We start from the raw sequence: 11,675 nt of genomic DNA, 5'->3' as shown, positions 1-11,675 counted from the left end.
TATACTTCTAAATATATTTGCAAGATCTGTATTCAAATTTGGATTATTTTTAGCATTCTTTACTACATTTTGAAATAGTTGACTTGGAAGTATAAAAAATCCTTTGTCTTCTACTGTTCCTGGTTTAAAATCTTGAAGTGCCTCTTCATCTGATAAATTTACATAATCAAATTCTAAATCTCCTGATTCATGTTCTGCTGAATAAAAAAACTCTACTATATTTTCTGAAATAAATCTATAAAACAATGTTCCTAATACATATTGTTTAAAATCCCAACCATCTACTGAACCTCTTAAAGCATCAGCTATATTCCATATTTTTCTTTGCAATTCTGCTCTTTGTATTACTTCATTTTTTAAATAATACATTTAACATTAACATTATACCTTAAATATTTGTGAAGAACCAGAAAAAATATATGATATATCAACAAAAGGAATATTCAAAGTTATATCAGAAAACTTATAATAATAAAAATCACACCCTAAGGTGTGCTATGGAAATCTAAAGGCAAAACTCATTCCATAAGTTTTTAGTATCACTACTCATCATTAACTTGTACTAATATTTTGTATTTAAACATAAAAATAAATCGTAAATGATAATAAATCGTAAAAAATTTCGTCCAAATTAATAAATTCTTGTTAATTACCCTATTTTGTTAATAATTCAACATTGACTAATGTTTTTGAGTTTACACTATCTATAATTTCAGATAACTGTAAGATTTCTTTTTCAAGATTATCATGCAATTCTTTTAATTCTTTTTCTTTGAAAGAACCATACTGAACTACACCTACTCCTGTTTCAACTTTTAAATTAGATTTACCTAATGCATATTCAATAGATAATACATAAGCTCTTTTTAATTTTACAATTTCTAACATTTCAGTAAGAGTTAAATCTCCTACTCTTGTTTCAATATTATGCTTTGCAAGACTATATTTTAAAGTTACTAAATCTTTTTGTAATAATTCAATTTTATCTAAAATTTCAGTAATTTCATTAGCTTTTTCTGAATCTACAACATTTTTACCATTAACTTTTAAAGGAATTCCAGCTGTATTTTCTAATTTATTCTTTTCTCTGTTAATCTCTGTAGTTATACTTGAAATTAAATAGATAACTTGTTGTAAACTTATTTCTTTCATTACTCTCCTATCAAAGTTTCCCATTTAGCCGTTAATATATCCATAAGGTCAACTTTTAGTATTTCTGCTATTTTAAGCAGAGTTGCTTTTTTAATTTTTGTGACTTTACCATTTTCCCACCTTGAAATCGTATTTTTTTCATACCCCAAGATTTCTGCCATTTGATCTTGAGTAATATTAAGGTCTCTCCTTCTTCTTTGCATGTAAAGTCCTACTTCACGCGGATTAGCTAAAAACATAAACAACACTCCTTTTTTTATTTCTATATTTAATATGCTTGATTACAAGCTTTTTAAATACCTAATTTCATCTTCAGACATTTTTCTATATTGTCCAACTTCAAGTCCTTTAAGAGACAGTTCTCCTACTTTTACTCTTCTTAAATTTTTAACAGTATAACCTAAAGTTTCAAACATCTTTCTTATTTGTCTGTTTCTTCCTTCATGAATAGCAATTCTAATTTCTTTTTTTGCTATTATTTTAACCTTAGCAGGTAAAGTTCTAACTCCATCTATAACAACACCATGCTTAAGAGCTTCAATATGGTCTTCTGTTATTTCCTTATCTATTTTAGCTACATAACTTTTATATAACTTTTTCTTAGGATGCATAACATTATTATATATATCACCGTCATTACTTATTATTATTAAACCTTCTGTCATATAATCAAGTCTACCATAAGTAAATAATCTTTTTTTAGACTTAATTAAATCTACTGCTAAAGTTCTTTTTTGTCTATCTTCATTTGAACATAAAACTCTTTTAGGTTTATTTAAGATATAGTATTCATAATCTTTTTTTACAGTTAATTTTTCTCCATCTACTCTAACTATATCTCCATCTTCAACTTCACTACCTATTATAGCTATATTTTTATTTATAGTAACTCTTCCATCCATTATAAGCTCATCAGCTTTTCTTCTTGAACAAAAACCTGATTCTGCTATATATTTATTTATTCTCATTTTCATCCTTTCCTGTAACTAACCATTTACTTTTATCAAATTCATATAATTCTTCCTTATTTTTTATACCTAAATAAGCATAAAAATCATCAGTTACTTCATATAAATTAGGATTACCCAGAGCTTTTTTCTTCCCAGTTATTTGAATTAATTTTTTTTCCATTAAAATAGGTATAATGTGATCTGCTCCAGAACTTCTAATTTCTTCTATTTCAGCTTTTGTTATAGGCCCCTTATAGGCTATTATAGCTAATACTTCAAAAGAAGATTTTGAAAGTTTTCTTAATTTTAACTCCGGAGTATAATAGTTTTTAATAACTTCTCCTTTAATAGGATTTGTTTTTAAAAATATAGTCTCATTTTCTATTATAACATTTATTCCCCGTTCAGAATAATCATCAACTAATTCTTTTGAAATTTCTTTAATTCTTTCCATATCAACTTTAAAAAAACTTGATAGATCTTTAAGATTTATAGGTTCTTTTGAAAGAAATAATATGGCTTCTATATCACCTTTCACTATATCACCTTAATAATCATTATGTGTTGATATCAATATATTTTTATATTTATTAAATTCTTGAAATACATTAGCTATACCATTAATAACAGCATATATAGGTTCATTTGAAACAGTAACTTTAAGTTTAAATTTCTCTTCTATTTTTTCTTTAAGAGATATTATACTTGCTCCTCCACCTGATAAAAATATACCAGTTTCATAAATATCAGCTGCTATTTCAGGTGTTATTTCTTCAATAACTTTATCAATTTCATATATAATTTGATTAATACTTTTATCTATAGATTGATTAACTTCTTTTACAGATATTCTAATTTCTTTAGGTATACCTGTAACAGCTTCTGCACCTTTTATTTCATATAAAACATCTGAATCTTTTTCATTAGTTGCTATTATTTTTAAATCTTCTGCAGTTTTTTCACCTATATTTAAATTAAAATTATCTCTAACATAATCTATTATATCACTATTTAATTGATCTCCTGCTATCTTAATTGAATGAGTTTTTGCAGCTCCTCCCGAAACTATAAATGCAATCTCAGTAGTTCCTCCACCTATATCAACTATTAAATGACCTTTAGGTTCAAACATATCTATACCTGCACCTATTGCAGCTGCTACAGGTTCTTCTATTAAATATACTTCTTTTGCACCTGCATCTTTGACTGCATCTACTACTGCACGTCTTTCAACTTGAGTTACTCCACTTGGAACACAAATTATAACTCTATCGTTATATAACTCACCTTTTTTTATTCTATCTAAAAATTTTGAAAGCATTTTTTCTGTTATTTCATAATCAGATATAACTCCATTTTTTAAAGGTCTTATTACATCCATATAACCTGGAGTTCTACCCATTATTTCTTTTGCTTTTTTCCCTATAAATTCTATTGAATTATCATTTCTATTATTAACAGCAACATATGTAGGTTCATTTATAACTATATTTTCACCTTTAACATATAATACAGTATTTGCTGTACCTAAATCTATACCTATGTCTTTTGTATTTCTTTTTAATTTCATACTTCTTCTAATTTTTTTCAAAAGATTATTTAACATCGTTACCCTTTCTAATATAACTCTGAATTTGTATATTCATTATCTTCGTTTATAACTCCAAATTGTTTAAGTTGATCACAAATTCTTGCAGCTCTATTATATCCTACTTTAAGCTCTCTTTGAAGTTGTGATATTGATAATTTCTTGTCTTTTTCTCCTTCATTTCTTGCAATTTCAACTGCTTTTTCAAATAAAGGATCACGACTTGAATCTTCCATTTCATCTTCAACTAATATACTATCATTATATATTACTTTCTTTTTAGATTTTATTAAATCTGTTAAATCTATTACTTCATCATCTGATATAAAGGCTCCTTGTAATCTTTCAAGTTTTGATTTACCATTATCTAAGAATAGCATATCTCCTTTACCTAATAGTTTTTCTGCTCCTGGTTGATCAAGTATAGTTCTTGAATCAACATTTGATCTTAATGCAAATGATATTCTACTTGGTAAATTAGCCTTTATCATTCCTGTTATTACATCAGTTGATGGTCTTTGTGTTGCAACTATTAAATGTATACCTATTGCACGTGCCTTTTGAGCAATTCTTGCAATTGAAGTTTCTACATTATTAGACGCGACCATCATTAAATCAGCCAACTCATCTATTATTATAACTATATAATACATTTTTTCTCTGCTAAATTTACTATTATAGCTTTCTATATTTCTTAATCCTAAAGAGGCAAGTTTTTTATATCTATCTTCCATTTCATTTACAGCCCATTTTAAAGCAACTGCTGCCATATTAGGATCTGTTATAACTGGTGTTAATAAATGTGCTATACCGTTATATGGCATAAGTTCTACCATTTTAGGATCTACCATTATAAATTTAACTTCTTCATCAGTTTTTTTACTTATAAGTGATGATATCATAGTGTTTATAGCTATAGATTTACCTGATCCTGTAGTTCCTGCTATTAATAAATGTGGTAATTTAGTTATATCTATTATTCTTTCTTTACCTACTATATCTTTACCAAGTATTACTGGTAATATTCCTTTATCTAGTTCTTCTGAATGTATAAGGTTTGAGAAATATACAGGTTCTTTAATCTTATTAGGTGTTTCTATTCCTATTGCATCTTTACCTGGAATAGGAGCTTCAATTCTTATACTTTCAGCTCTTAAATACATTTTAAGTTCACTTTCAAGATCTGTAACTTTTTTAACTCTTATATCTTGAGGTATTTTTATTTCATATCTTGTTATAGTTGGACCTGTTGCATAATCTGTTACCTTTGCATTAACACCATAATTTTTTAATGTCTCTTCAAGTAAATTTATATTTCTTGCTATTTCTTTTTTCATTTCTTCTTTTTTAGAAGCATCCATAGATTTATATTTAAATAACTCTTCTATAGATTTATTAAGATCTTCTGTATCTATATTATACATTTCAACATAATTATCTTCATTTTCTACTTCTAACTTTTGTTCATCTTCTACTAATCCTTTATTAAAATCACTATTTACACTATTACTATTTTCATTACGTGATATATATACATTATCTGAAATACTATACTTTTCTTCTATATATTCTTCACTAGTATATTCATCTAAATCAAATTCTTTAGGTTCATATCTATATTCTGGTTGAATATCATATTCATGAATTTCAGGAAAATCTTCTATATTATCATCATTAGTTTCATTTTCGATAATAGAATTTTCTAAATTTTCTTTTTCAATTTTTCTTAAAAGTTTTTCTTCTTTTTCTCTATCTAATCTTTCTTTTTCATACTTTTTTAGTTCTTCTATTCTGTTATAATGATCTTGCCATAATTTCTTTTTTTCATCTAATTCTTTTTCAGTATAATATTCTACTTCATTACTTGAACTTTCATTTTCATTTTTTTTATACAATTCTTTTTCAAGTTTATCTTCTTTTATTTTTATAAAATATTCTGTGAATTCTTTTTCTCTTTGAGCTTCAAGTTCCTTTTGCTTGTTAAGTTCATAAGTTTTTTTTGCTTCTATTAATTTTTTCTTTTTTTCATATTCATCACTATTATAATATTCTATAGTTTTAGAAATTGTTAAATATATTAATCTTATAACTCTTGAAAGAGATAGAATAGAAAATACTACTGTTAATAATAACACTATTAAAAACAACCATAATTCTTTAATATATAAATAGAAAGGTATAGAAAGTAATCCTCCTACAAGTCCTCCCCCTTTAAATTCAAATGCATATCTTAATATATCTGAAACTGCCTCACTAAAATTAGTAGATATAGGTCCTAATTCCTCTAAACTTAAAAGTAAGCAATACATTGAAAAAGCAATTATACCTGCTACTTTTCTTGAAATCACTGTTTTTTTTATTTTTTTCTTTATACCTATATATCCATTAATCATTAATATAATAGATAAAATAAAACTTGCATTACCAAATATTATTCTAACTGTATAAACTATATAGTATAGAGTTGTTTCAATTATATTACCTTGACTCAAATAATCTTTTATTATTAATAAACAAAATAACCCAAGTCCAAAGGCAAATAATCCAATATCTCCCCAATCATTTTTCTTAGCTATATTTACTTTTTTTTTATTATCTTTATTTTTTACGCTTTTATTATTTTTAGCTTTAGCCATAAAAATTTCCTCCTAAGACTTTCAGTACAATTTTAGCATATATATGCTTTTTTTTAAAGTAATTTTTTTAAAAGTATATATTTATTTACATTTTTTTCATATAATGGTATATTGTAATTAAAAAATATAAGGAGAAAATGAATGAATATATATTTTGTGAGACACGGAAAAACTATTTGGAATTTAGAAGGACGTATACAAGGTTGGAGTGATACTCCTTTACTTGAAGATGACAAATCAGCATATATAGCCGCAGAAAAAATTAAAGGAATAAAATTTGATTGTATTTGTAGCAGCGACCTAGGACGTGCTATAAAAACTAAACAAATCATACTAAATGAATTAGAACTTGAAGATGAAAACTTGACTTTTGAAGAATTTAGAGAAGTTGGATTTGGTGAACTTGAAGGAGCACATATAGATTATATCAAAGCTAATTATGCTGATTTTTGGAGAAAATATAAGCTATATATAGAAAATTTTGATCCAGGAAAATATTTTAAAGGATTTGAAAGTGTTAATACTGTTAGAAAAAGAGCCTTGAAAAAAATAAATGAATTAAAGCAAATTTATGGTGAAAATGCTAATATTCTAGTCATTTCCCATGGTTCGTTAATTTCCATAATGCAAAATATAGGGAAAACACTTACAGAACCCGCTATAATTCCCAATAATGGAGAGGTAGTTTTATTAAAAATCTAAAATTTAATACTGAATAAAAAAATATGTTGACAAAATGATTTTTTTAAGTTATACTAACTGTATAACAAAGAAAAAGCTAAAAACTTTTTCTTCATAACTCCTTTTTAAAGACACCCGTTGGGTGTTTTTTTATCTTTACTTTTTAAATTAAATTTGTTAAAATAAAAATAAAAAAGAGGTTAATTTTATGCTTATATTAGCTATAGAAAGCTCATGTGATGAAACTTCTGTTGCAATATTAAAAGATGGTAAAGAAGTTTTAAGTAATATAGTTTCAAGTCAAATAGATATACATAAAGAATACGGTGGAGTTGTCCCTGAAATTGCTTCAAGGCAACATATTAAAAATATTTCTTCTGTATATGAATTAGCACTTAAAAAGTCAAATTGTAAAATAGAAGATATATCATATATAGCAGTTACTCATACACCAGGTCTAATAGGTTCGCTTTTAGTTGGACTTATGTTTGCAAAAGGGTTAAGTTTTGCAAATAACATACCACTTATACCGGTAAATCATATAAATGGACATATATTTTCTACTTTTATAGAAAATGAGCCTAAATTACCTATGCTAACACTCGTAGCATCAGGAGGCCATACTTCTCTTTATTATATGAATGAAAATAAAGAACTTAAATTAATAGGTGAAACATTAGATGATGCAATAGGTGAAGCTTATGATAAAGTAGCAAGAGTATTGGATATAGAATATCCTGGAGGACCATTATTAGAAAAATTAGCACTTAGTGGTAAAAATTCTATAACATTCCCTACTCCTAAAATTGATAATTTAAATTTTAGTTTTAGTGGACTTAAAACTTTTGCAACTAACTATGTAAACCAGAAAAAAATGAAAAATGAAGAATATATTAAAGCAGATATAGCTCATTCTTTTCAGAATAAATTAATTGATATTGTAAAAGATAAATTAATAAAAGCTAAAGATCAATTTGATGTTAAAACTATTTCTATAGTTGGAGGCGTTTCTGCAAATAAAACTTTAAGAAACGCTATAATCAATGAGGAAAAATTCAAAGATCTAGATATAATATTTCCAAAATTAGAATATTGTACGGATAATGCTGCAATGATAGCAGCAAGTGCATTCCACAAGGAAATTTTAGAAGGTAATATATTAATTGATGCAATAGATACTAAAAATAATAAGAGGAGATGATAATTTTGGCTATTTTACTACTAATTGTAATAATATGTGTGTTATATTTTATAGGAAAGAATAAAAGGGGTGCAAATACTATGATTAAAGATGAAAATTTAGAAACAAAAACTGATTATGAAAAAAAAGACGAAGAAATTAAAGTAGTAATTGAAAATGATGAAATTAAAGAAATAATTAAATTTAAAAAAGAAAAATATTCAAGTTATAGAAATTATCCTAACCAAACTAATTTAAAACAAATTTATAGAAGAAAACCAAAATATCTTTCACGTTATGTATTTTCTAATATAAATTTAGATTCAAATAAATTAGAAGTAGAGAAATCTAAATATGATTTAATAGCTGAAAGAGAAGAAAGATTCTTTAATAAAAAAACTCTTCCTTCAAATTATTTTAAAAATGAAATAGTTTTAATACCTAAAAATACAAATACTTTATTCACATACTGGGAAGTACGTGAGGATACTTTTAATGACATTAAAAATAATCACCAATTAGTTTCAGAAAACCCATTAATTATACTAAAAGATATTGATGGTAGTGAAAAATTAAAAATATTCACTTATTCTAGAAATGGTAGTATGTATATAAATAATATTGATCCTAATCATGATTACATTGTGATATTAGGATTCCTAGATATATATGATAATTTTATAGAACTTGCATATTCAAATTCAGCAAATGTTCCAAGCCCTATACCATCTGATAACTTCGATGTTAAATGGGGTGTAGCTGAAGCAAAAATGAATGAATTTGGTAATATAAGCATAGACTTTAAAACTTTAAATAAAGATAACATAAATGAGTATTTAGGTTTCAAACAAGAAGTTTTAGATGATGATGTATTAACTGATAATGAAAAATCTATAAATTATAGAAATAATCTTAATTTTAATGGTTCATCAAACTTCAATGGTTCTTCATTCTTAGGATCTTCAAATTTAAATTAAATTTTTTAAATATATCAAAAATGAGAATGTTTTTTGAGCATTCTCATTTTTTAATTATTATTTTTTCTTTAATTCATTTAAATCTTTAATTAATTGTTCTATTTGTTTTTGTTGATTTATAACTAGATTTTTAAGATCATCAATTTCATTTACTTCATCTTTATCAATAAATTAATATCCTAGTCCTACTGCAAATGAATGTATCCCTCCATATGTTGCATATCCTGTTGCTATATTAAATCTCTTTGCACTTCTATCATTTACTTGTGGTAAACTTGCCATTGCCATTGTTCCACTTATTAAGAAGGTTATTATAATAGCTGTTGATATACTTTCTTTTCTTTTTTAGTATCATTAGGTGCATTAATATACTCGTCAAGTAATCTTTGCCATTCATAATCTGAAAATACTACTTTATTTAATCTTTCTATCTGTTTTCTCAAATTTAAGTATAAATCATTCATATTTTTAATAGTAATGTATTCATAACCTAAAGCCACAAGATCAGATACAAGTTTATCTTCCATTTCTTTTTCAGTTTGATAGCCTTCATTAACTTCTCTAATTTTTTCATATTCAGATAATATTATACCAAAATTACTTTCTAATATTGGTGAATTATATTTCAAAATTTCCTCAGACATAAAACTCCTTTCATTTATCAAATGTTAATAATTGTTCTCTATAATATTCATATTGTTTAGTTCTTAATTCTATTTCTTTAGGCAGTCCACAATTAATTGAATTTATAATAGTTTCTAATTTATCTAGTTTTGATACTATTTTTTGTTGAATTTCAATTGGTGGAATTGGGATTATTTTATTTGCATAATTTGATATCCATTGTCTTTTATGTTCTTCCACTATATTATTCTTAGGTATTGTATTTAACCAGTAATAAACATACTTCAATAATACTTGATTTATATTTTTAGAAGTTATTATCTTCATTGCAGATGATTTTACCTTAAAATCAAAATCAACCCATTTATTATCTGTTGTAAAATCATCAAATATTATTACTGAATTTTTACTTGCTTCATATATTCCTTTTTCTTCATTAGAATAACCTAAAATAAATGTTTTTCCAGCAGTTAATACAGGAATATTATATTCTTCTTTATAAATTTTTGAAGAAACTATATACTTATTAGGTTGTTCATAATCACAAATATCTCCTAATTTTTTATATTCAATTGAATAATATTTATTATTTTTTGAATCAAAATTTACCCCATTATTATACACCTTAATTACATTATCCCCCTCAACAATAACGCTTCCATAGATATATTGGTAAATTTTGATTATATTATATTGTCTTGTCTTGTCTTGTCTTCTAGCGTAATTCTATTTCCTATGTTTGTCAAGATATATTCTCTATAATATTCATATTCTTTTTGTCTTAATTCTATTTCTTTTGGTAATCCTATATTTAAATCATTGCATATCTTTTCAAAATTATCTAATACATTTACTATTCTTTCTTGTATTTCAAGTGTTGGTAAAAATATCTCTATATTTCCAATATCTTCTGCATTTGTATGTACTACCTTACTTTTTACCTTTCCTTTCATCTTTTGTTTTATTGCATCTTGTGTAGATAGTGCATAAGACAAATATTTAGGATTTTGTTTATGTCTTAAAACTAATATATCTCCACCTACTAAAGCCTTTTCTTCTCCTAAATATACTGTTGTTTTAGCAATATCTTCTATACTTTCTCCTGTTATAGCAAAAAGTAAATCTCCCTTTTCTATATATTTAGGATTTAAAATATTTGATAAATTAGTTCTTGATATACACTTTTCAAAATATGTATTATATATTGTATATATTTCTCCATATCTAACACAAGCTATATCTCCATTTATATCTACTTCATCTTTTTTTATACCATTACCTCTAAACATAGATATAGCTATATCAGACAATTTAACTCTCTTAACTTCAATACCTAAATTATCTATATTCTTAAATTCAAGTAAATAATCTCTATAATAATTATATTCTTTTTTTCTTAGCGTTAGCTCTTTAGTTAGCTCTTTAGTTAGCTCTTTAGTGTGGTCTGTGAACTTGTCTAATACCCTTACAATCTCTTCTTGTATATCTAATGGGGGAATTGGAATTATTTTATTAGCATAATTTGATATCCATTGTCTTTTATGTTCTTCCACTATATTATTCTTAGGTATTGTATTTAACCAGTAATAAACATACTTCAATAGTACTTGATTTACATTTTTAGAACTTATTATCTTCATTGCAGATGATTTTACCTTAAAATCAAAATCAACCCATTTATTATCTGTTGTAAAATCATCAAATATTATTACTGAATTTTTACTTGCTTTATATATTCCTTTTTCTTCATTAGTATAACCTAAAATAAATGTTTTTCCAGCAGTTAATACTGGTATATCATATTCTTCTTTATACAGGTTTGAAGAAACTATATACTTATTAGGCTGTTCATAATCACAAACATCCTCCAACTTCTTCCACTCTACT

Annotated in this window: 13 protein-coding genes; 3 read left to right on the top strand and 10 right to left on the bottom strand. The window is 25.2% G+C overall.

The window, feature by feature from the left end:
* The 7 genes from AYC59_RS05455 to AYC59_RS05425 all read right to left on the bottom strand — a co-directional run.
* Nucleotides 1-369: type I restriction-modification system subunit M N-terminal domain-containing protein (locus AYC59_RS05455; protein WP_211260015.1), on the bottom strand; the 369-nt coding region annotated here is incomplete at its 3' end.
* A 285-nt stretch (nt 370-654) separates the two neighbouring features.
* A complete protein-coding gene (locus AYC59_RS05450; RefSeq protein WP_066896053.1) occupies nt 655-1,152 on the bottom strand; it encodes a hypothetical protein in 498 nt (165 codons plus the stop codon).
* The gene (locus AYC59_RS05445; protein WP_066896050.1) at nt 1,152-1,391 is read right to left on the bottom strand and encodes a helix-turn-helix domain-containing protein; all 240 of its coding nucleotides are present in this window, start codon (nt 1,389-1,391) and stop codon (nt 1,152-1,154) included. Before AYC59_RS05445 ends, AYC59_RS05450 begins: the two co-directional genes overlap by 1 nt.
* A 42-nt stretch (nt 1,392-1,433) precedes the next feature.
* Nucleotides 1,434-2,120, bottom strand: a complete 687-nt coding sequence (locus AYC59_RS05440; RefSeq protein ID WP_066896047.1) for a pseudouridine synthase — start codon at nt 2,118-2,120, stop codon at nt 1,434-1,436.
* Nucleotides 2,107-2,640 carry an SMC-Scp complex subunit ScpB gene (gene scpB / locus AYC59_RS05435; RefSeq protein ID WP_066896043.1) on the bottom strand — a complete coding sequence of 178 codons (534 nt, stop codon included), beginning with the start codon at nt 2,638-2,640 and terminating at the stop codon, nt 2,107-2,109. Before scpB ends, AYC59_RS05440 begins: the two co-directional genes overlap by 14 nt.
* A gap of 9 nt (nt 2,641-2,649) precedes the next feature.
* Entirely contained in the window at nt 2,650-3,708 is a 1,059-nt protein-coding gene (locus AYC59_RS05430) for a rod shape-determining protein (RefSeq protein WP_082752705.1), read from the bottom strand.
* An 11-nt stretch (nt 3,709-3,719) separates the two neighbouring features.
* Nucleotides 3,720-6,326: a DNA translocase FtsK gene (locus AYC59_RS05425; RefSeq protein ID WP_066896040.1), complete on the bottom strand. Its 2,607-nt coding sequence runs from the start codon at nt 6,324-6,326 to the stop codon at nt 3,720-3,722.
* A gap of 141 nt (nt 6,327-6,467) precedes the next feature.
* Here AYC59_RS05425 and AYC59_RS05420 point away from each other — a divergent pair, with 141 nt between their 5' ends.
* The 3 genes from AYC59_RS05420 to AYC59_RS05410 all read left to right on the top strand — a co-directional run bounded on the left by AYC59_RS05420 (nt 6,468) and on the right by AYC59_RS05410 (nt 9,164).
* Complete coding sequence (locus AYC59_RS05420; RefSeq protein WP_066896038.1) at nt 6,468-7,028, top strand: histidine phosphatase family protein; 561 nt, start codon at nt 6,468-6,470, stop codon at nt 7,026-7,028.
* Between the two features lie 187 nt (nt 7,029-7,215).
* Nucleotides 7,216-8,208 carry a tRNA (adenosine(37)-N6)-threonylcarbamoyltransferase complex transferase subunit TsaD gene (gene tsaD / locus AYC59_RS05415; RefSeq protein WP_066896035.1) on the top strand — a complete coding sequence of 331 codons (993 nt, stop codon included), beginning with the start codon at nt 7,216-7,218 and terminating at the stop codon, nt 8,206-8,208.
* Nucleotides 8,209-8,288: 80 nt separating this feature from the next.
* Nucleotides 8,289-9,164: a DUF4912 domain-containing protein gene (locus AYC59_RS05410; RefSeq protein ID WP_156445492.1), complete on the top strand. Its 876-nt coding sequence runs from the start codon at nt 8,289-8,291 to the stop codon at nt 9,162-9,164.
* Between the two features lie 311 nt (nt 9,165-9,475).
* Here AYC59_RS05410 and AYC59_RS05405 read toward each other — a convergent pair whose 3' ends face one another.
* The 3 genes from AYC59_RS05405 to AYC59_RS05395 form a co-directional block, all read right to left on the bottom strand.
* On the bottom strand, nt 9,476-9,808 hold the full coding sequence (locus AYC59_RS05405; RefSeq protein ID WP_066896030.1) for a type I restriction endonuclease: 333 nt from the start codon (nt 9,806-9,808) through the stop codon (nt 9,476-9,478).
* Nucleotides 9,809-9,818: 10 nt separating this feature from the next.
* Nucleotides 9,819-10,412, bottom strand: coding sequence for a restriction endonuclease subunit S (locus AYC59_RS05400; RefSeq protein ID WP_066896027.1), 594 nt, complete (start codon nt 10,410-10,412; stop codon nt 9,819-9,821).
* Nucleotides 10,413-10,471: 59 nt separating this feature from the next.
* The coding region (locus tag AYC59_RS05395; protein WP_156445490.1) for a restriction endonuclease subunit S at nt 10,472-11,675 on the bottom strand (1,204 nt) is incomplete at its 5' end.

The organism is Pseudostreptobacillus hongkongensis (assembly GCF_001559795.1).
GTDB lineage: Bacteria > Fusobacteriota > Fusobacteriia > Fusobacteriales > Leptotrichiaceae > Pseudostreptobacillus > Pseudostreptobacillus hongkongensis.
The sequence above is the reverse complement of the archived record's forward strand: the minus strand, read 5'-3'. Positions and strand labels throughout refer to the sequence as shown.

Bases quoted from the DNA above. Each gene is read 5' to 3' on its own strand.
- AYC59_RS05440 (WP_066896047.1), bottom strand. From the start codon at position 2,120: ATGAGAATAAATAAATATATAGCAGAATCAGGTTTTTGTTCAAGAAGA.
- tsaD (WP_066896035.1), top strand. From the start codon at position 7,216: ATGCTTATATTAGCTATAGAAAGCTCATGTGATGAAACTTCTGTTGCA.
- AYC59_RS05450 (WP_066896053.1), bottom strand. From the start codon at position 1,152: ATGAAAGAAATAAGTTTACAACAAGTTATCTATTTAATTTCAAGTATA.
- AYC59_RS05425 (WP_066896040.1), bottom strand. From the start codon at position 6,326: ATGGCTAAAGCTAAAAATAATAAAAGCGTAAAAAATAAAGATAATAAA.
- AYC59_RS05445 (WP_066896050.1), bottom strand. From the start codon at position 1,391: ATGTTTTTAGCTAATCCGCGTGAAGTAGGACTTTACATGCAAAGAAGA.
- AYC59_RS05430 (WP_082752705.1), bottom strand. From the start codon at position 3,708: ATGTTAAATAATCTTTTGAAAAAAATTAGAAGAAGTATGAAATTAAAA.
- AYC59_RS05420 (WP_066896038.1), top strand. From the start codon at position 6,468: ATGAATATATATTTTGTGAGACACGGAAAAACTATTTGGAATTTAGAA.
- AYC59_RS05410 (WP_156445492.1), top strand. From the start codon at position 8,289: ATGATTAAAGATGAAAATTTAGAAACAAAAACTGATTATGAAAAAAAA.
- AYC59_RS05405 (WP_066896030.1), bottom strand. From the start codon at position 9,808: ATGTCTGAGGAAATTTTGAAATATAATTCACCAATATTAGAAAGTAAT.